Source organism: Marinobacter sp. BSs20148, from assembly GCF_000283275.1.
Classification (GTDB): Bacteria; Pseudomonadota; Gammaproteobacteria; order Pseudomonadales; family Oleiphilaceae; genus Marinobacter; species Marinobacter psychrophilus.
Window position 1 is genome coordinate 440,653 of sequence record NC_018268.1, and the last position, 18,367, is coordinate 459,019.

The following is an 18,367-nucleotide window of genomic DNA, read 5'->3' on the forward strand; positions in this document are numbered from 1 at the left end:
TTTTTCGCGGGGTTGGCCAGCCACCCAACGAGTTGAAGAAAAGTTTGACTTGGGACCGAAGGAGTGAAGTGGGTAACTAAAGAATGTTTACGCTGGCGACCGCCCAGCTCTATTCAACGTTGAATTCGTTTGAACAGATCCCGTGCCGCTTTTGCTACATCTATAAGCGGTTTAGTCCAACCAACTCAGACGCAGGCTGGTGGCGGTTAAATGTGTTGAGCACTCGTTCAAAGAAATGACAGAAGATGAGTTGGTTCTGGCTCTTGGTGCTCTTTGGGGTGAAGGTAAAAATACACTCATAAAATGTGGTAAGAGCTTCTCAAAGACAAAGAGGTTTTGCCTGTTTATTTCGATGCATTTGTAAATGGCTATCGAACGTTTGATCAGGTCGCCTCATCGCCTTTGAAGACATCACTGCCGTAGTCACCTCCAGAATGTTGGCCTTATTTTTGCAAATACCAAGTGTAAGCATCGAGCTTTTTAATTATCCAGTTTCGGCTCAAGTCTGCGCGTACTCCGGCAAGACGCCTTGTATGGAAGGCTCAAAGGTAAACTTTCTACCTGAAACCCTAATGAGTGATGCTTGCACCAAAACGAACCATGAGGAGATGAAACAGTGCACAAGATGACTCGAATTGCGATGTCTATGGGTCTTGCTACCAGTTTGATGGTAGGTTCGGTGGCGGCTGAAGCCGCCGAAAGCTGGCGTATGGCCACTCCTTGGAGTGGTGGCCCGTGGTTGGAGCGTGATGCCAAGACCTTCGCTGATTACGTCAATCAGTTGACTGGCGGGGATATCGAGATTGAGGTGTTTCCGGGCGGAACACTTGGTGGGGCGCTGCGTGTTACCAACACTGTGAAGTCCGGCGTGGCTGAAGTTAGCCACAACTATATAAATTATGACTACGGCACTGATCCCACCGCAGCACTTCTGGCTGGCCACTCTAGCGGCCTGACTCCGGAGGAGTTTATGCTGTGGATGTACGAGGGCGGCGGCGCGAAGCTCTATGAGGAGTTTCGTCTAGAGGTGTTCGACGTAGTGGCTTTCCCTTGCTCCACCTTGGGCACCGAGATATTTTTGCACTCCAACAAGAAGGTCGAGACCCTGGAGGACTTTCAAGGTTTGCGCCTGCGCACTTCCGGAGCTTGGGCTGAGATCGCCTCTAGCCTTGGCGCCTCTACCGTGGTGATGGCTGGTGGAGAAATCTACAGCGCTTTGGAGCGAGGCGTGATCGATGCCGCCGAGTGGGGCAGCCCTGAGATGAATCGACCCACCGGTTTTCAGGAAGTGGCTCAGTACGTGATCCTCCCCGGCGTGCACCAGTCTGGAGGATTTCTGGAGTGTCAGGTCAATCAAAAAGCCTGGGACGGTCTGAGCAAAGAGCAGCAGGAACTGCTTCGTCTGGCCGGCAAGCTGAGCGTCTTTGACTCCTGGCTGGCAAGCTCTTTCGCCGACCTAGATGCCTATCAGGAGTTGATCGACGGGCCCAACGAAATGGTACAGCTGGACCAGTCCTTTATTGATGCTATTTATGAAGAAACGGAAAAGTGGGAGAACAAATATGCCGCGGAGAACGAGTGGTTCGCCCGTGTGCTCAAGTCTCAGCGTAGCTTTGAGGAAACAATGAGCCGTTGGCCCGAATATCGCCTGCCCATCGGTAGTGCGAATAACTGATTCATGCCCTTTCAGGGATCATTGAAAAGAGGCCACTCGGCCTCTTTTCTTCTGTTAGAGGCGGCTCTGGGGAATTCGTGACATGAGAGTTATCAACCTGATTGAATCTGTGACCCGCCGGGCCGGCTGGTGCGGCGCAGTGCTGATCTTTCCGCTGATCGGTGCCTTGGTCTATGAGGTATTCAGTCGCTATGTGCTTGGGCGCCCGACCATGTGGGCCTTCGAGATCAGCTACATGGTAATGGGGGCCATTTTTATGCTGGGCATGGCCGATGCGCTGCGTGTTGGCCAGCACGTCACCGTGGACATTCTCAGCCTGCAACTGGGTGATCGCAGTAACGCGTTTATTCGGCTGGCGGGTTACGCGCTCCTCCTGCCGGTGTTGGGGTGGCTGGTTTGGGAACTGTCTAAGTATGCTTTGGCTGCCTTCGAGTCCAACGAACGATCCGGCCGGTCGGCCTGGAACCCTGTCATATGGCCTGTTTTCACTGTCTGGTTTGTAGGCTTCCTGCTGTTGATCCTGCAGGTGGTGGCGGAGGTTCTTAAATCTTTGGCTATCATTCTGGGCCGATCGTCGGGCGGAGAAGGAGGGGGAAAGGGATGAGCGATTTTCTGTCTCTGCTGATGTTTCCAGCACTGATGGTTTTCATCATCGCCGGTTTCCCCATCGCTTTCTCGATGATCGTGGTGGCGACGATTTTCGGTATCACGCAATTTGGCGATGCCGCTGCCTACCAGTTGCTGACCAAGATCGAAGATACCGCCTCGAACTCGATCTTGGCGGCGGTGCCGCTGTTCATCTTTATGGGGGCCGTGCTGGAGCGCTCCGGAATTGCCGAGCGTCTGTTCGGAGCCATTCACCTATGGACCACCAGACTGCCCGGCGGGCTGGGCGTCGGGGCCATTATCATGGGTACCCTTTTTGCAGCCTCGAGCGGTGTGGTTGGGGCGACCGAAGCGGTGATTGGCATGCTGGCGGTGCCGGTGATGTTGAAGCATCGTTACGACAAGCGACTGATTTCCGGCACCATCTGTGCCAGTGGCTCGCTGGGCACTGCCATCCCACCCTCCATCACCGTGGTTGTCCTCGGCCCGGTGGCCGGAGTCTCGGTCGGCTCGCTGTTCAGTGGTTTGCTGATCCCGGGCTTCTTGATGGCAACACTGTTCCTGCTCTATATAATTGGAGTGTCTTACCTGAAGCCGGAGATGGCGCCGCGCATTGAAGAAACTGATCAGGTGTCGCTGGGCGAGAGGTTACGCATCAGCCTGTTTGCACTGCTGCCTACTTTGGCACTGATCTTCGTTGTGCTCGGTACCATCCTGATGGGCGTGGCTACTCCTACCGAGGCAGCCGCTTGTGGTGCACTCGGAGCGGTGGTGTTGGCACTGGCATATCGTAACCTGACGTTCAAAGTGCTTTGGCATGCGGCTGTCAGGACCATGAACATTTCGGCCATGATCCTGCTCATCGTGATGGGCGGCAGCATGTTTGCCGGGGTGTTCTTCGCGGCTGGAGGTATGGCTACGATGCAGTCGCTGTTGATCGGTACAGGCCTCGATCCATGGATGATTTTGGCGTTGATCCTCTTAATTACTTTTATTGCCGGCTTCGTCCTCGATCTGATATCGGTGGTGCTGATCGTCATCCCGATCGCCATGCCCATTGTGCGTATACTGGGATTTGATGAAATCTGGTTCTGTGTGGCCTTTCTGGTGGTGCTGCAGACCAGCTATCTGACGCCTCCCCTGGCGCCTGCGATCTTCTACTTGCGAGCCATCACTCCACCCGAGGTAACGCTGAAGCACATGTATGCAGGGGTGGTGCCCTTCATCGTTGCCCAGTTATTCGTTCTGGGGCTGGTGCTGGCCTTTCCATCACTGGCCATGTGGCTTCCGGACGCCATGAGTGGCCCATCCTGGAAATAAGCCAGGCATATAAGTCGTCAGCCAGGTGTCTAGTCCTGGGATAGGTGTAAACCTATTTCAGGACTAGACACAGAAATCTGACCGCTTCGTGATTATGAAGCGCCATCAGACGTTTATTAATCGGTTGTTGCACTTGGCCGTGGATACCGCCTATTCAAAAAAAGTCGATCGGTTAGGGTATAGAACGAAGTTGATGTCGGCCAAGGCCAGACATGATCAGGATCTTGCCCATAACCCGTCGCCTTAAATCTTAGAGCCGACACTGAAAGGAGCTCCTTACACATGCGAAATATTCGCAGCATTGCCGTTTTCTGTGGCTCCAACATGGGGGCCAGTTCTGTCTATGCCGAACAGGCTGAGGCGCTTGGCGCGACTTTGGTGGAAAACGGCGTCACACTGGTTTACGGGGGCACGCAAAAGGGCCTCATGGGGGTTCTGGCTGATGCAGTGCTTAGCCGGGGCGGCCGCGCCCATGGGGTCATAACGGAACGCTTGCAGGCCAAGGGGCATATACATCCTAACCTGACGAACAGCGAGATTGTACCGACCATGCGAACGCGCAAGGAGCGCATGGCAGAGCTTTCGGATGCCTTCATCGCACTGCCCGGTGGTATTGGAACCATGGAGGAATTCATGGAAGCCTGGACGCTTAACCAGTTAGGCGAACTGAACAAACCTGTGGGCCTGCTTAATATTAACTGTTTCTTCGAGCCTTTCATGGCCTTTATCGACCAGATGATCAAAGAGGCCTTCCTTCCACCGTCTCATCGTCAGTCCATGGTGCTGGAGTCCGATCCCCAGCAGTTGCTGAATGGCCTGCGTAATTTCCAGCCAGTTACCGTTCCCAAGTGGCTTTAATGGAGCGGGCTTGACGGGCTTTGTCGCGCCAGTGTCATTTCACTAGCCGATGAGTGCGGTGGCGTTAAACGCGACGCTTACCTAATCCGCAAATTTAGCCGCTGCCACGGATAAGGTTCTGCCTCGCAACTGAGAACAGAGCAGCGAAGGGTAGGTCAGGCCGACTAATTGGCGTGGACACTAAGTTATTATGATCTTCGTCCGAGGCAGCACCGATTTTTACCTGAAAACCGATACTCTGAGCGTCCGCAAGCAGTCCACGCATCAGCTCGAAGGAGTCGGTTTCTGCCATGACCTGCACGTTATTACAGCATCGCAATAGCACCGTATCCAGCAACTCTCGCACGCCTAGCTCTGGGCCGGGCAGCACCAGTGGGTAATCCAGATATTCACTAAATCTGAGTCCGGGTTTGCCAGCCAGGGGATGCTGCCGTCCGATGGCCGGGTGCGGGTATCAGCACTTGAAAAGATGACCGATACGACAATTTGCATGGCGGTTATCAGCCGTATTCCCTGGGTTTAAAAGCAGCAAAGCGATTTTGCCAAGCAACCCAGACAGTCTGACTGCGAGATGTTGAACGGCGAAAGCCATTATCCGTGGGGCCGGCGCCACGGATTAAACGCAGTGGAACGGGCAGGGCGCCACGAGGTTAAAGTAGCGCCGGGTAAAATGTATTTCTATGTAAATGCTTGCACTTCTACCGAAAACAGAGACTTGCTGCTGTCGCCGTTCTATCGTGCCGCTCTGAAATCACGCATCGACGAGCTTTTGCAGCCCTGGTAGGAAGAAATTGGCGTTACAGCCAATAGCTGGGGCGTGAAAAAAATGAAAACCAAGTGGGGCAGCTGCAGCACAGACGTAAAGCGTATCTGGCTGAACCTAGAGCTTGCCAAAAAGCCCCTGTGTGCCTTGAATGCAAACTGGTGCATGAACTGGTTCATCTGCGTGAGCGCAGGCACAACGAGCGTTTTAAGGCGTTCATAGATACGCACCAGCCTGATTAGCGAGAGCGCAGAAATCTTTTGAATAAGATGCCGTTGGCTCACAATAGCTGGATTTATTGATTTTAAATAATGGGCACTGCCAATAAAAAGGCCCTACGCTTTCACGTAAGACTTGGGAAACATGGTGCGCCCGACAGGATTCGAACCTGTGACCACTGCCTTCGGAGGGCGGTAACTTTACACGGTGAGATGAGATGTTAGTCGGCATAAAAATTTGTTTTTCAATAGCTTGTGACCTCTGTGCTAAAAATATTAAAACCCCTTTAAAACTGATATTTACATGTTTTACGCCACTTGTGGGCACACGATTGTCCGGTTTCTGGTGTCGAACTTTGCCCAATTTGAGTTCTGCCTAAATCGCTACTTCTCGATGAATTTGCCGAAATGCAGGGCTAAGCGACTCTAAAAATTGTCTGGTCTCAAGTGTCGCATTTCCGCCGAGGGTCCTGGCCACTGATTCCAGGCGAAGCCTGCCACCCGTTCCACGCGAAAGCTGCCACCCCGGCAGGTTGCCTGACTCACCCCATTGAAACCGTCCGGCGCGGGATAACTTAACGGTACTCTGAGTCTTTTCATCCGGAGAAGACCAAATGCCTGCGGAGAGTTTATCCATGCGCAAGATCAAAGAAGTTCTTCGCCTGAAATGGGAGCGAGGGCTGAGTAACTGCCGGATTGCAGCGGCCTGTGGCGTCAGTCGTCCCACCACTCGGTATGATGCCCAACAGGCTTAGCCACGCGCCAGAACATCAGGCTAATGCCATGTCTGCTGCAAGCAACATGGCAAACTATGAAGAGCTGCTGTAATCCCGCCGGTTCAGGTGGGCGCTGATTCGCGCATGACGTTTTTGGGATTCTTTCGGTCGCAATCAGTCAATTTGGCAGATAGGGAGGACGCTATGCTGCGGCTGTAACGTCTAATGTCTGGAGCCGACAATGTCCCTCATCAACCTGCACTCCACTGCCGATTTGCACAGCAATGCCATCATTATCGATGGTTTGATCATCGCGAAATGGAGCCGTGCGCTCTTTGAGGATATGCGTAAGGGTGGGCTGACCGCCGCCAACTGCACGGTATCAGTGTGGGAGGATTTTCAGGGGACGATTGACAACATCGTCATGGTGAATCAGCTCATGCGCGACAGCGCTGACCTGGTACGCCAGGTTCATACCACCGAGGATATTCGGCAGGCCAAGCGCGAAGGCAGGACCGGCATCATCCTCGGCTTCCAGAACGCACACGCCTTCGAGGACCAGCTCGGCTACGTCGAGATATTCAAGCGCCTCGGGGTGGGTATCGTGCAGATGTGCTACAACACCCAGAACCTGATCGGTACCGGTTGTTACGAGCGCGATGGTGGCTTGTCCGGATTTGGCTGCGAGGTGATTGCCGAGATGAACCGGGTGGGCATAATGTGCGATCTGTCTCACGTCGGGGCGGTCACGTCTGAAGAAGTCATCCTCGAGTCGAAAAAACCTGTTTGTTATTCCCATTGTCTGCCGGCCGGCCTGAAACAGCATCCGCGCAACAAGACCGACGAGCAGCTCAAGTTCATTGCCGACCGTGGCGGTTTCGTCGGCGTGACCATGTTCGCGCCCTTCCTGAAGAAGGGCATCGATTCCACCGTTGACGATTACTGCGAAGCGATTGGCTACATCATGAACATCGTCGGCGAAGACGCCATTGGTATCGGCACCGATTTCACCCAGGGCCATGGCCCCGAATTCTTCGACATGCTCACCCACGATAAAGGCTATGCCCGGTCCCTGACCGAATTCGGCAAGATCGTGAACCCGCTGGGCATACGCACCGTGGGGGAGTTTCCCAACCTCACTGAGGCGCTGCTCAAAAACGGATTTTCCGAACCTCAGGTTCGCAAGATCATGGGCGAAAACTGGCTGCGGGTTCTTGGCGACGTCTGGGGCACGGAACACAGTCAAACGCAGGAGTCTGGCGCTGGATTAGTGTCCGAACAGGTCGTCGCGGCGAGTGATGCCGAGTTAGCTTTTCAGGGCTAACGTCCTGTTATGGCGTCGGTAACGATCCTGAAAATTACCGGTGGTGGAAAATGATGCGAGGGAAGTGACCATGACGACAATGGCACCAAAACTGCCTATCGAGGTTGATAAGGAAACCGGCGTCTGGACAACCGACGCGTTGCCTATGCTTTACGTTCCGCGCCATTTCTTTGTCAATAATCACATGGCAATCGAGCAGGAAATAGGCGCTGTGCGTTATGCCGAAATTCTCTACCACGCTGGATACACATCGGCATGGCACTGGTGTGAAAAGGAGGCTGAATTGCACGGCCTGCAAGGCGCAGCCGTGTTTGAGCATTACATGCTGCGCCTTTCGCAGCGTGGCTGGGGCCTGTTCACCATAGAGATGTTTGATCTTGAGCAGGGGGTCGCACGCGTCCGCCTGGACCACAGTGCCTTTGTGTACGTCTACGGAAAAGTCGACCGCAAGGTCGACTATATGTTCACCGGCTGGTTTGCCGGCGCCATGGACCAGATTCAGCAAGCGCGAGGGCATTCGCTGCGGACCTGCGCTGAACAGGTCCAGAGCGCGGCGGAGCCTGCCTGCGATCACGGCATATTCATCGTTCAGCCCCTGAGTTAAGGATTTCCCCATGGCTTTTGAGGCGTTGTTCAAACCCATCCAGATTGGCACCCAGACTATCCGCAACCGTGTGGTGAGTACCGCCCACGCCGAGGTTTATGCAACCGATGGCGGCATGACCACCGAGCGCTACGTGCGCTATTACGAAGAGAAAGCCAAAGGCGGCTGCGGTCTGTGCATTTGCGGGGGCTCGTCGGTCGTGTCCATCGACAGTCCCCATAACTGGTGGAGTTCGGTAAATTTGGCCACCGATCGCATCATTCCCCACTTCCAGAACCTGGCGGACGCCGTGCACAAGCATGGCGGCAAGATCCTGATCCAAATCACCCATATGGGCCGCAGGTCCCGCTGGGATGGTTTCGACTGGCCCTCGCTCGTGTCGCCATCGGGTATACGTGAACCGGTCCATCGCGCGACCTGCAAGACCATCGAAGAAGAAGAGATCTGGCGCATTATTGGTGATTTCGTTCAGGCGGCGCAACGGGCCAAGGCTGGCGGCCTGGACGGCGTTGAACTATCGGCCGTGCACCAGCACCTGATTGATCAGTTCTGGAGCCCGCGTGTTAACAAGCGCACCGACAAGTGGGGCAAGACCTTCGAAGATCGCATGCGTTTTGGTCTGGAGGTTCTAAAGGCGGTTCGCGCCGAAGTCGGTGATGATTTCATAGTCGGCCTGCGCATCAGTGGCGACGAGTTCCATCCCGATGGGCTTAGTCATGACGATATGAAGCAGATCGCGGCCTATTACGACGCGACCGGCATGGTCGACTATTTCGGCGTGGTCGGCTCCGGTTGCGACACCCATAACTCGCTGGCGAACGTGATTCCAAATATGTCCTACCCGCCCGAGCCGTTTCTGCATTTGGCGGCGGGCATTAAAGCCGTGGTCAATGTGCCGGTGATCCATGCCCAGAACATCAAAGATCCGAACCAGGCGCAGCGCATACTGGAAGCCGGCTATGTTGATCTGGTGGGGATGACGCGGGCGCAGATTGCCGACCCGCATATCGTCAATAAAATCAAACTGGGGCAGATAGACCAGATCAAGCAGTGCGTGGGCGCCAACTATTGTATCGATCGGCAGTACCAGGGACTGGATGTGCTGTGCATCCAGAATGCGGCAACCTCGCGTGAATACAAGGGCCTGCCACATATCATCGCAAAGAGTGCGGGTTCCCGGCGCAAGGTGGTGGTCGTGGGTGGCGGTCCTGCCGGTATGGAGGCGGCGCGGGTGGCTGCCGAGCGGGGTCATGCTGTGACGTTGTACGAGGCGAGCCCTGCACTCGGCGGACAGATCACCATAGCGTCCAAGGCGCCGCAGCGCGATCAAATTGCCGGTATCACCCGCTGGTTTCAGCTTGAACTGGCCCGCCTCAACGTCGAAGTATGTCTCGGCGTACGAGCGGACGAAAGCGTGCTCGACATGCGTCCAGACATTGTGATCGTCGCAACCGGCGGTACGCCTTTCCTGTCGCAGGTGCCCGAATGGGGTGCCGAAGAAGGCCTCGTCGTCAGTACCTGGGACATCCTCAATGGCGTTGTCGCGCCCGGCAAGAACGTGCTGGTGTACGACACAATCTGCGAATTCCCCGGCGTATCGGCGGCCGATTTCCTCTCTGAAAAAGGTGCCCAGGTCGAGATCGTGACCGACGACATCAAGCCCGGCGCGGCCGTTGGTGGCACCAGCTTCCCAACCTACTACCGTAGCCTGTACGCCAAGGAGGTGATCATGACCTCCGACTTGATGCTGCAGAAGGTCTATCGCGAAGGCGACAAGCTGGTGGCGGTACTCGAAAACGAATACACCGGCGTTCAGGAAGAGCGGGTAGTCGATCAGGTGGTGGTTGAAAACGGCGTACGACCCGATGAATCGCTGTACTACGCGCTCAAGCCGCGCTCGCTGAACAAGGGTCAGATCGATCTTGAGGCGTTGTTTGAAATCAGGCCGCAGCCATGCCTGAACACGCTGAGTGGCAACGGCAGCGATTTCCTGCTGTTTCGCCTGGGTGACTGCAACGCGCCACGCAACACCCACGCCGCCATTTACGATGCGCTCAGGCTGTGCAAGGACTTCTGACGCGGTTGTCGGGCAGCCGCTCACGTAGGTCACAGGAGAACCACCATGCTTGAAATTATCCTACCCATCCTGATCTTCACGGCGCTGGTGTTGGCGTTCATAGGGGCGGCCCGCCGGGTTCACTTGTGGCGACAGGGGCGCCCTTCGGACGTTGATTTTTTCAGTGGGCTGGCGGCGGTGCCCCGGCGCTACCTTGTCGACCTCCACAGCGTGGTGGAGCGTGACAAGTACATTTCCCGCACCCACGTGGCAACGGCAGGTGGGTTTGCCCTTGCGGCGCCGGTCGCGATTGCGGTGCACGGCCTGGGCCTGGGCAGCGCCTGGCTGACTTGGCCTTTGCTGGCGGCCACGCTATGCATGTTTGTTGGCAGCGTGTTCGTGGCCTTGCGCCGACGCAATCCGCCCGCTCGGCTCTCGAAAGGGCCCTGGATGCGTCTGCCCAAAAGCCTGGTTGCGTTCTCGCTGGGGGTTTTCGTTGTTACTCTGCCGGCAGCGGGTGTGGTACCTGCTGCCATTGGCGGCTGGGTACTGGCCGTGCTTCTCGCGGCTGTGGTGGCCTGGGGCCTGGCCGAAATGTTTTTGGGAATGACTTGGGGTGGGCCGATGAAACACGCCTTCGCCGGTGTGCTGCATCTGGCGTTCCATCGCCGGCCGGAACGCTTCGGAGGCGGTCGTTCCACCGGTCTGAAGGCGCTCGATCTCGCCGACCCGCAGGCGCCGCTGGGCGCAGGAAAACCAGCAGATTTCACCTGGAACCAGCTACTGGGGTTCGATGCCTGCGTGCAATGCGGGCGTTGCGAAGCGGTCTGCCCGGCGTTTGCCGCGGGCCAGCCCCTCAACCCGAAAAAACTGATACAGGACATGGTGGTCGGGCTGGCCGGGGGCAGCGATGCCGGTTACCACGGGTCTCCGCACCCCGGCAAGCCGGTGGGCGAGCACCATGGTGCACTCGATGAGCCGATCGTCGGAAGAGAAGGCAAGGCCTTGGTCAGCGCCGAGACCCTGTGGTCCTGCACCACCTGTAGAGCGTGTGTCGAGGAATGTCCGATGATGATCGAGCATGTCGACGCCATCGTCGACATGCGCCGCCACATCACTCTGGAGTTGGGCGTTACACCCAGACGGGGCGTCGAGGTTATCGAAAACCTGATTGCGACCGACAATCCCAACGGCTTCGCCCCCGATTCGCGCATGCACTGGGCCGCGGACCTCAACCTGCCGTTAATGGCCGACGTGCGCGACGCGAAGGTCTTGCTGTGGATTGGCGATGGCGCCTTCGATCAGCGTAACCAGAGAACACTGCGTGCGCTGGTCAGCATACTGCGCGCCGCCGACGTCGATTTCGCAGTGCTCGGTAATGACGAGCGCGATAGCGGTGATCTCGCTCGCCGCCTTGGCGACGAAGCAACCTTCCAGAGCCTTGCGAGGCGCAACATTGCAACACTGTCCCAGTATGGCTTTGGCTGCATCCTCACCTGCGATCCCCACAGCCTCCATGTACTCAAAAACGAGTATCCCGAATTGGGCGGCAGCTATCAGGTTGTTCATCACAGCACCTATATTGCTGAATTGCTCGCCGAAGGCCGCATGGAGATTTCCCCGTGGAAAGGCGACAAGGTCACCTATCACGATCCCTGTTACCTGGGGCGTTACAACGGTGAGTACGAGGCACCGCGCAACGTGCTCAAGGCCCTCGGCATGGAACTGGTGGAAATGCAGCGCAGCGGCTCTCGTTCACGCTGCTGCGGTGGTGGTGGGGGCGCGGCGATCATCGACATTCCCGGTAAACGCCGGATCCCCGACATGCGCATGGGTGACATCCGTGAAACCGGCGTGAGTGTGGTAGCCGTCGGTTGCCCGCAATGTACCGCCATGCTGGAGGGCGTGGTAGAACCGAGGCCGGAGGTTCGTGACATTGCCGAACTCGTGGCTGACTGCCTGGTGCCCTCTGCGCAGAAAGGTCAATCCGGCCGAAAAGACAAGGCGGGTCAGTCAGTGCCAGCCGGGGAGCTACTCGCTGATGCATAACGGCACAGATTCTTTTCCACGTCGCGACTCACGCAAGGAGCGGATCGCGCGCAACCGCCTGCACCCGGACCACAATGCAGTGCTTGCGGAGATGCATGGCACAAGCCGGGTCGGGCCATCGCTCTGGGCCGGCCCCAATGGACTGGCGCGGCGTAACCCGCATCGAGTGGGATTTAGTGGCCCCAACGGCATCAAGCGGATTGACCGCAGCGGCGCCCAGACAGATGCCAGTCTGAACTTGCGAACTGAACGCCAGCCAGTGGCGGCCGATCGGCGTACCACCGTTGAGATCGAGACCCCGGCTTTTCTGATTGCAGTGGTGCCTGATCTTCCCGGTGGGCGGCTGTCTGCCCATGACCGGGACCTGCTCGGTTTGGCCCGGCAATTGGCCGATGCGGACCCGGCCGTGCCCGGCGCTGTGTTGGCCATAGTCTTTGGCGCCATTCGGGAGGATGGCTTCGGGACTGCCGGTGTCGACCGGCTACTGCACACTCTACAACACCCTGCCGATCGATCCTTCGGCTTAGGCGCCTCGTCTCACACCGAGTATAGCCCCGAGGCACGTCTGGCCGTGTTGGTTGACGTCGAGCGGGAGCTCTTGCCGTGCCATTGGCTGTTGCCGGATTCGCCAATGGGTGGCGCCGATCTGGGCCGCCGGTTGGCGGCGAGATTGTCAGAACGCCCGGCGACACAGGTTTGGCAGATTAACCAGGATGCAGACGGAAAGCGCTGCAACGGGCTTGGTGCTGCGGGCAGCACGGACATAAACCGGCCGCTACCAGGGTTGGTGTTGGCGCTGGCCGAGTGCGCTGAGCCCGTGGCCATGACTCGCCACGCGGCTCGACCGATGACTCTGCCGGAGCCATTGTCACGGATGCCCGGGCGTATTCAGGACCTCGGCGCCGTGGCCGTCGACCCCGCGACGGTCGCGTTAGACGAAGCGGAGTTTATTCTGGCCGCCGGTCGTGGCGTAAGCGACTGGGCCGGATTTCACAACGCCGCGGCAGCTCTGGGGGCGACCGAAGGTGCCTCGCGCGTTGCGGTGGATGACGGTTTCATGGCGCGCGACCGCCAGGTTGGCGCTAGCGGTACATGGGTCACTGCGCGGGTGTACCTCGCGGTTGGTATTTCCGGCGCCATCCAGCATCTGCAGGGTATAAAGAGCTGCGACAAGGTCGTTTCGATCAACCTCGACCCGGACTGCGATATGAACAAACGCGCCGACCTCACCGTGATCGGCGACGCTGACGAAATTCTGGCGGCTCTGGTGGCGCTGCAGCAACGGATCGAGGAGAAAGCGGATGCCGCCTGACGTTCTTGTGGAATCGGCGTCTGCCGACCGGCTCGGTATTGCCGTGTTGGTCTCGGTCGGGCGCCATCCGCTGACCGGGCGCACGCGCCGCGCCGACCAGGATGCTCGTGCGTACGAGCTGGCACTTTCTATTGCCGGCGTCCGCACAGCGCTGCTGCACGCTGGACAAAACGATGCCGAAAACGAGCTGGCGTTGCGTGGCTATCTGGGTATGGTCGGCGCATCCGAAACTGGCGAAAACACCGCGGATCGATTGGCGGTGATAGAACAGGCCACTGGCGCCGATGTGTTGCCGGCGCTGGTTAACGCGTTGCGTGAGCTGTCGCCAGAGCTGGTACTGTGCGGCATGCGCGCCGAAACCGGTGAAGGTTCGGGAATGCTTCCCTATCTGCTGGCCGAGTGGCTGGGCTGGCCCATTGTTAGTGGTGTGGCACAGGTAGAAAGCGTAAGCGACGGCGTCGCGACGTTGTTGCAGGCTCTCCCGCGCGGCCAGCGACGTCGGCTCTCGGTGCGGCTTCCTGCAATCGTAACGGTCGATAGCGCAGCACCCGCCGCGCGTGCCTCGGCTTTTGGTCCGGCACGCAGGGGCGGGCTTGCGGTGTCCGACGCCGCGTCTATGCCTGACGAAGCGCGGGCCGGATGGCTTACCACACCGGCGCGCAAGCGACCCAGACGATTGAAGATCATCACCGCGTCGTCGGCGCGGGACCGTTTCAAGGCGGCAGCGGTAAAAACGCAGGGCGGCGGCGGTAAAGTGTTGACCGGCTTCAGTCCCGAGATCGGGGCTGAAGCCATTCAGGCGCTGCTGAAAGAGGAAGGGGTACTGACAAGCTGACGCTTTTATTTCCCGACGATACGCAAATGATCCTGGCCGTAACCCAGGTTGCTGAGCATCTGTTCGCTATACCATTGCAGGAAGTCGATGACGCCGTATTCGTAAGTCTCTGAATAGGGGCCTGGCTGGTAGGCTTTGGAGTTGATACCAAGCTGGTTTTCCTCCACCAGGCGCCGATCTTGGTCGTTGGTTGCGTCCCAGACCCGACGCATGTGAGCCAGATCGTAGTCGACGCCTTCGACGGCGTCCTTATGTACCAGCCATTTGGTGGTGACCACGGTGTGCTGGGGCCCAAGCGGCAACACGCGAAACACCACCGCGTGATCTCCCATGAAGTGGTTCCAGGAATTGGGCAGGTGAAATATACGCAGCGAGCCCATGTCAGGATTCTGGATTCGGCCCATCAGTTTGGTGCAAGCAGGTTTGCCGTCCATTGTCATGGCGACCGTACCCTCCAATAGGGGGGTTCTGGTAAGGCGGCTGCGCTGACCGAAACGCCGCAGTTGCCAGGGTATATTCTGGGCACTCCATTCGGCCTGCTTGCGCGCGACCAGTGCCTTGTACTCGGGTGTGGCGCGGGGATCCTCGGTGTCATCGAATTCCTGCAAGCTGTTCAGTAATTCGGGGTGCGCCCCGTTGCAGTGATAGCACTCGCGGTTATTTTCGACCACCAGCTTCCAGTTAGCCTGCTCAACCAGCGTCGATTCGGCGGCGACTTTGACGTTTTCCATATCGTAGGGCTCGAGGTATTCACCGAGCGTGAAGAGAAGGTCATCAACGGCGGGTGGATCTTCGGCCAGACAGATCAGGATAAAACCGCCGCCAGTTTTGACCTGCACGGGTTTCAGGCTGTAGTCGGACGGGTCGAAAGCGTGGCCCATATTGTTGCCTGCGTACAACAGGCGCCCATCGAGCTCATAGGTCCATTGGTGGTAGGGGCACACCAGCTTGGCAACTTTGCCCTTAGCCTTACTGCACAGGCGTGAACCACGATGGCGACAGACGTTGTGAAACCCTTGCACAGCGCCTGTATTGTCGCGCATCACGATCACGGAGTTACTGCCCACCTCGACCGTTATGTAGCTGCCTCTGGTTGGAATTTCGCACGTCATTCCGGCGAAAATCCACTCCTTCTCGAATATTTCTTCGATGTCGAGTTTGAACATGCTGGCGTCGTTGTAGAGAGCCTGTGGTAAGGAGAAATTCTGGCGCCTGCTCTGCAGCAACTCAGCCATTACTCTGCGCGGATCATTCATTGGGTGGTCAAAACCTGCGGTAAAATCACGGTCCATCGCTTTCTCTCCTCATGGCGTGAATGATCGTATCAGATGCCATCTAACGTTCGACTGAGTGTGGACCAGGTTCGGGAAACAGAGTTGTCTATTCACGACATGCACAGCGCTGACGACGACATCCCGTGCCGGGGTCGTAATGGCAGTTCCAGATACGCCAGTGTCGTATATAGACAAGTCGTGCCAAGGGCAGACGGCGAGAATCATTTCGTTGACCATGCGTCGGTGGAACATGCATCAGTGCATAGAGTGATGGCGATACCTGGCTTGGGTTGTCGTCGCCTGCAGGCCGTTCAGACGAGAGAGAGTCTATGACTACGCAGTTTCTCAATCCCGTTAACACGCAGACCTGGAGCAATGGCCGCCACGTGGTGCGCTGCACCCAGGCGGTCCAGGAAACCCGGGATGTGCGCACGTTCTGTTTTGTTGCGGAACAGCCGATTCTGTTCTACTTCAAGCCCGGTCAGTTCGTCACGTTGGAGCTGGAAATCGACGGGGAGCAAATCATGCGCTCCTACAGCATTTCCAGCTCCCCATCGGTGCCTTACAGTTTCTCGATTACGGTAAAGCGCATACCCGGCGGCAAGGTGTCCAACTGGCTCCACGATAACCTCGTTGAAGGTTTTGAGCTCGCGGTGCACGGACCGATTGGCGACTTCAATGCTATCGATTACCCCACCGAGAATATCCTGATGCTCTCCGGTGGTGTTGGTATAACGCCGGTGATGTCGATGGCGCGCTGGTTTTTCGATACCAATGCCAATGTTAATGCCTGCTTTATCCACAGCGCCCGCACTCCCCAGGATGTTATCTACAGTCGCGAGCTCGACCACATGTGCTCGCGCATCGACAGCTTCAATGTGCATATCATCTGTGAGCGGCAGGAACCCGGCCAACCCTGGGTTGGCTATAGGGGCTATTTGAACCAGCAGATGCTGGAGTTGATCGCGCCGGACTTCATGAATTTCGAAGTGTTTTGCTGCGGCCCAACCCCCTACATGCGTGCGATCAGACAGATCCTGGGCAACGCGGGTTTCGACATGGCTCACTACCACGAGGAGTCGTTCGGCTCGACACCGGCGGCGGTTGCGGAAGACGTTATCGAGCATGCCGAAGCTGCGGCTGAGGCACTCGACCAGGCTGACATGGTCGGCGTCACCTTCGCTGACAGCGACAAGTACGTGCGCGTGCCACGGGGCGAGACTGTCCACGCCGCCGCGGCCAAGGTGGGCCTGCACATTCCGAAGGCTTGTGGCATGGGTTTGTGCGGCACCTGCCGGGTTGAGCTGAAGGCCGGCACGGTCGATATGCAGCATAACGGAGGCATCACTGAGGAAGACGAGGAGGTGGGCTTCATCCTTGCCTGTTGCAGTCGGCCCTTGGGTGACGTTGTGGTTGGGTACTGAGAATGTCGCAAAAACTGCGTGACGCCACGCCACTTAATTTAACAACAGGGTTGCTCGCTATGGAACGGTATTCGGTTTTTGGACTCATCAAACACGCCCTGAGTTACCACGAGAACTGGCAAAAAACCTGGCGTAGCCCCACGCCGAAGAAAGAATACGACGTGATCATCATCGGCGGCGGCGGTCACGGCCTCGCCACCGCCTACTATCTCGCCAAAAACTACGGCGTCACCAATGTGGCGGTGATCGAGAAGGGCTGGCTCGGCGGCGGCAATACGGCACGCAACACCACAATCGTGCGTTCAAACTACCTCTGGGACGAGTCGGCAGCGCTGTACGAGCACTCGATGAAGCTTTGGGAGGGGTTGTCGCAGGACCTGAACTATAACGTCATGTTCTCACAGCGCGGCGTGCTCAACCTTGGGCACACCCTGCAGGACATGCGCGACATTCAGCGCAGAGTCAATGCCAACCGTCTTAACGGCATCGATGGTGAGGTGCTCGATGCCCGCCAGGTCGCGGAGCGGGTTCCCATAATGGACTGCTCCAGCAACACCCGTTACCCGGTGCTGGGCGCCTCGTGGCAGCCGCGCGCAGGCGTGGCCCGCCATGACGCCGTGGCTTGGGGCTATGCCCGTGGCGCGGACCGGCTCGGGGTCGACCTGATCCAGCAGACGGAAGTCACCGGGCTCAATATTCGCAACGGCAAGATCCTCGGTGTGCATACCAGTCGCGGTGATATCAATGCCAGAACAGTGGGCTGTGTGGTTGCCGGTAACTCCGGCGTTGTCGCTGGCATGGCAGGCATCAAGCTGCCCATCGAGTCGCATCCTCTGCAAGCCTTCGTGTCGGAGCCGCTCAAGCCGATTCTCGACACGGTGGTCATGTCCAACCACGTGCACGGCTACATCAGCCAGACGGACAAGGGCGATCTGGTCGTTGGCGCCGGCATTGACGGATACAACGGTTACGGTCAACGCGGCAGTTATCCGACGATTGAACACACCATGCAGGCGATTATTGAACTGTTTCCGATCTTCTCGCGAGTGCGCATGAACCGGCAGTGGGGCGGCATTGTCGACACCACGCCGGATGCCTGTCCGATCCTTTCTGCCACACCGGTTGAAGGGCTATTTTTCAACTGCGGCTGGGGCACTGGTGGCTTCAAGGCCACCCCGGGTTCGGGCGATGTCTTCGCCTGGACTCTGGCGAACGGTCGGCCCCATGCCTTGGCGGCGCCGTTTTCAATCGATCGCTTCTACACCGGTTCGCTGATTGACGAGCACGGCGCCGCAGGCGTAGCTCACTAGTCTTTCACTACAGGAGTCTGAAC

The 18,367-nt window shown here is 57.5% G+C and carries 17 protein-coding genes and 1 pseudogene; 15 read left to right on the top strand and 3 right to left on the bottom strand.

The window, feature by feature from the left end; genetic code table 11:
- Positions 1 to 625 precede the first annotated feature (625 nt).
- The 4 genes from MRBBS_RS01895 to MRBBS_RS01910 all read left to right on the top strand — a co-directional run bounded on the left by MRBBS_RS01895 (position 626) and on the right by MRBBS_RS01910 (position 4,459).
- A complete protein-coding gene (locus tag MRBBS_RS01895) occupies positions 626 to 1,675 on the top strand; it encodes a C4-dicarboxylate ABC transporter substrate-binding protein (RefSeq protein WP_041635439.1) in 1,050 nt (349 codons plus the stop codon).
- Between the two features lie 82 nt (positions 1,676 to 1,757).
- Entirely contained in the window at positions 1,758 to 2,279 is a 522-nt protein-coding gene (locus MRBBS_RS01900; RefSeq protein ID WP_014869735.1) for a TRAP transporter small permease subunit, read from the top strand.
- Entirely contained in the window at positions 2,276 to 3,601 is a 1,326-nt protein-coding gene (locus MRBBS_RS01905; RefSeq protein WP_014869736.1) for a TRAP transporter large permease, read from the top strand. Before MRBBS_RS01900 ends, MRBBS_RS01905 begins: the two co-directional genes overlap by 4 nt.
- 282 nt (positions 3,602 to 3,883) lie before the next feature.
- The gene (locus tag MRBBS_RS01910) at positions 3,884 to 4,459 is read left to right on the top strand and encodes a TIGR00730 family Rossman fold protein (RefSeq protein WP_014869738.1); all 576 of its coding nucleotides are present in this window, start codon (positions 3,884 to 3,886) and stop codon (positions 4,457 to 4,459) included.
- A gap of 94 nt (positions 4,460 to 4,553) precedes the next feature.
- On the opposite strand, the gene MRBBS_RS20380 is transcribed toward MRBBS_RS01910, so the two are convergent.
- Together MRBBS_RS20380 and MRBBS_RS19840 are read right to left on the bottom strand one after the other, a co-directional pair.
- The gene (locus MRBBS_RS20380) at positions 4,554 to 4,844 is read right to left on the bottom strand and encodes a hypothetical protein (protein ID WP_227497616.1); all 291 of its coding nucleotides are present in this window, start codon (positions 4,842 to 4,844) and stop codon (positions 4,554 to 4,556) included.
- Positions 4,808 to 4,951 carry a hypothetical protein gene (locus MRBBS_RS19840; protein ID WP_227497565.1) on the bottom strand — a complete coding sequence of 48 codons (144 nt, stop codon included), beginning with the start codon at positions 4,949 to 4,951 and terminating at the stop codon, positions 4,808 to 4,810. The genes MRBBS_RS20380 and MRBBS_RS19840 overlap by 37 nt, the downstream gene beginning before the upstream one ends.
- 79 nt (positions 4,952 to 5,030) lie before the next feature.
- Between MRBBS_RS19840 and MRBBS_RS20325 the strand changes: the two genes are divergently transcribed.
- The 8 genes and pseudogenes from MRBBS_RS20325 (at position 5,031) to MRBBS_RS01950 (ending at position 14,336) form a co-directional block, all read left to right on the top strand.
- Positions 5,031 to 5,243 (top strand): hypothetical protein, encoded by a 213-nt coding sequence (locus MRBBS_RS20325; protein WP_201764339.1) that lies wholly within the window; start codon positions 5,031 to 5,033, stop codon positions 5,241 to 5,243.
- Between the two features lie 6 nt (positions 5,244 to 5,249).
- Positions 5,250 to 5,464 (top strand): annotated as a pseudogene (locus MRBBS_RS20385) (YgjP-like metallopeptidase domain-containing protein).
- Between the two features lie 933 nt (positions 5,465 to 6,397).
- Positions 6,398 to 7,480: a dipeptidase gene (locus tag MRBBS_RS01925; protein ID WP_014869744.1), complete on the top strand. Its 1,083-nt coding sequence runs from the start codon at positions 6,398 to 6,400 to the stop codon at positions 7,478 to 7,480.
- A 70-nt stretch (positions 7,481 to 7,550) separates the two neighbouring features.
- On the top strand, positions 7,551 to 8,084 hold the full coding sequence (locus tag MRBBS_RS01930; protein WP_014869745.1) for a DUF5943 domain-containing protein: 534 nt from the start codon (positions 7,551 to 7,553) through the stop codon (positions 8,082 to 8,084).
- Between the two features lie 10 nt (positions 8,085 to 8,094).
- A complete protein-coding gene (gene dgcA / locus MRBBS_RS01935) occupies positions 8,095 to 10,161 on the top strand; it encodes a dimethylglycine demethylation protein DgcA (protein ID WP_014869746.1) in 2,067 nt (688 codons plus the stop codon).
- A gap of 45 nt (positions 10,162 to 10,206) precedes the next feature.
- A complete protein-coding gene (locus MRBBS_RS01940; protein ID WP_014869747.1) occupies positions 10,207 to 12,189 on the top strand; it encodes a (Fe-S)-binding protein in 1,983 nt (660 codons plus the stop codon).
- Complete coding sequence (locus MRBBS_RS01945; RefSeq protein WP_014869748.1) at positions 12,182 to 13,501, top strand: electron transfer flavoprotein subunit alpha/FixB family protein; 1,320 nt, start codon at positions 12,182 to 12,184, stop codon at positions 13,499 to 13,501. The genes MRBBS_RS01940 and MRBBS_RS01945 overlap by 8 nt, the downstream gene beginning before the upstream one ends.
- A complete protein-coding gene (locus MRBBS_RS01950; protein WP_014869749.1) occupies positions 13,491 to 14,336 on the top strand; it encodes an electron transfer flavoprotein subunit beta in 846 nt (281 codons plus the stop codon). Before MRBBS_RS01945 ends, MRBBS_RS01950 begins: the two co-directional genes overlap by 11 nt.
- Before the next feature lie 5 nt (positions 14,337 to 14,341).
- On the opposite strand, the gene MRBBS_RS01955 is transcribed toward MRBBS_RS01950, so the two are convergent.
- Positions 14,342 to 15,628: an aromatic ring-hydroxylating oxygenase subunit alpha gene (locus tag MRBBS_RS01955; RefSeq protein ID WP_014869750.1), complete on the bottom strand. Its 1,287-nt coding sequence runs from the start codon at positions 15,626 to 15,628 to the stop codon at positions 14,342 to 14,344.
- Between the two features lie 36 nt (positions 15,629 to 15,664).
- Here MRBBS_RS01955 and MRBBS_RS19310 point away from each other — a divergent pair, with 36 nt between their 5' ends.
- Genes MRBBS_RS19310 through MRBBS_RS01965 form a run of 3 tightly spaced genes read left to right on the top strand, consistent with a single transcriptional unit; the run spans position 15,665 to position 18,344 of the window.
- A complete protein-coding gene (locus MRBBS_RS19310; protein ID WP_144012680.1) occupies positions 15,665 to 15,943 on the top strand; it encodes a hypothetical protein in 279 nt (92 codons plus the stop codon).
- Entirely contained in the window at positions 15,940 to 17,034 is a 1,095-nt protein-coding gene (locus MRBBS_RS01960) for a hybrid-cluster NAD(P)-dependent oxidoreductase (RefSeq protein WP_014869751.1), read from the top strand. The genes MRBBS_RS19310 and MRBBS_RS01960 overlap by 4 nt, the downstream gene beginning before the upstream one ends.
- Before the next feature lie 59 nt (positions 17,035 to 17,093).
- Positions 17,094 to 18,344 carry a sarcosine oxidase subunit beta family protein gene (locus tag MRBBS_RS01965; RefSeq protein WP_041635028.1) on the top strand — a complete coding sequence of 417 codons (1,251 nt, stop codon included), beginning with the start codon at positions 17,094 to 17,096 and terminating at the stop codon, positions 18,342 to 18,344.
- The last annotated feature ends 23 nt before the right edge of the window (positions 18,345 to 18,367 follow it).

What these genes read in the sequence shown, in the direction of transcription:
- MRBBS_RS01950 (WP_014869749.1), top strand. Translation starts at nt 13,491, where the DNA reads ATGCCGCCTGACGTTCTTGTGGAATCGGCGTCTGCCGACCGGCTCGGT.
- MRBBS_RS01955 (WP_014869750.1), bottom strand. Translation starts at nt 15,628, where the DNA reads ATGGACCGTGATTTTACCGCAGGTTTTGACCACCCAATGAATGATCCG.
- MRBBS_RS01940 (WP_014869747.1), top strand. Translation starts at nt 10,207, where the DNA reads ATGCTTGAAATTATCCTACCCATCCTGATCTTCACGGCGCTGGTGTTG.
- MRBBS_RS01930 (WP_014869745.1), top strand. Translation starts at nt 7,551, where the DNA reads ATGACGACAATGGCACCAAAACTGCCTATCGAGGTTGATAAGGAAACC.
- MRBBS_RS01910 (WP_014869738.1), top strand. Translation starts at nt 3,884, where the DNA reads ATGCGAAATATTCGCAGCATTGCCGTTTTCTGTGGCTCCAACATGGGG.
- MRBBS_RS19840 (WP_227497565.1), bottom strand. Translation starts at nt 4,951, where the DNA reads ATGCAAATTGTCGTATCGGTCATCTTTTCAAGTGCTGATACCCGCACC.
- dgcA (WP_014869746.1), top strand. Translation starts at nt 8,095, where the DNA reads ATGGCTTTTGAGGCGTTGTTCAAACCCATCCAGATTGGCACCCAGACT.
- MRBBS_RS19310 (WP_144012680.1), top strand. Translation starts at nt 15,665, where the DNA reads ATGCCATCTAACGTTCGACTGAGTGTGGACCAGGTTCGGGAAACAGAG.
- MRBBS_RS01965 (WP_041635028.1), top strand. Translation starts at nt 17,094, where the DNA reads ATGGAACGGTATTCGGTTTTTGGACTCATCAAACACGCCCTGAGTTAC.
- MRBBS_RS01960 (WP_014869751.1), top strand. Translation starts at nt 15,940, where the DNA reads ATGACTACGCAGTTTCTCAATCCCGTTAACACGCAGACCTGGAGCAAT.
- MRBBS_RS20325 (WP_201764339.1), top strand. Translation starts at nt 5,031, where the DNA reads ATGTTGAACGGCGAAAGCCATTATCCGTGGGGCCGGCGCCACGGATTA.
- MRBBS_RS01895 (WP_041635439.1), top strand. Translation starts at nt 626, where the DNA reads ATGACTCGAATTGCGATGTCTATGGGTCTTGCTACCAGTTTGATGGTA.
- MRBBS_RS01905 (WP_014869736.1), top strand. Translation starts at nt 2,276, where the DNA reads ATGAGCGATTTTCTGTCTCTGCTGATGTTTCCAGCACTGATGGTTTTC.
- MRBBS_RS01925 (WP_014869744.1), top strand. Translation starts at nt 6,398, where the DNA reads ATGTCCCTCATCAACCTGCACTCCACTGCCGATTTGCACAGCAATGCC.
- MRBBS_RS01945 (WP_014869748.1), top strand. Translation starts at nt 12,182, where the DNA reads ATGCATAACGGCACAGATTCTTTTCCACGTCGCGACTCACGCAAGGAG.
- MRBBS_RS01900 (WP_014869735.1), top strand. Translation starts at nt 1,758, where the DNA reads ATGAGAGTTATCAACCTGATTGAATCTGTGACCCGCCGGGCCGGCTGG.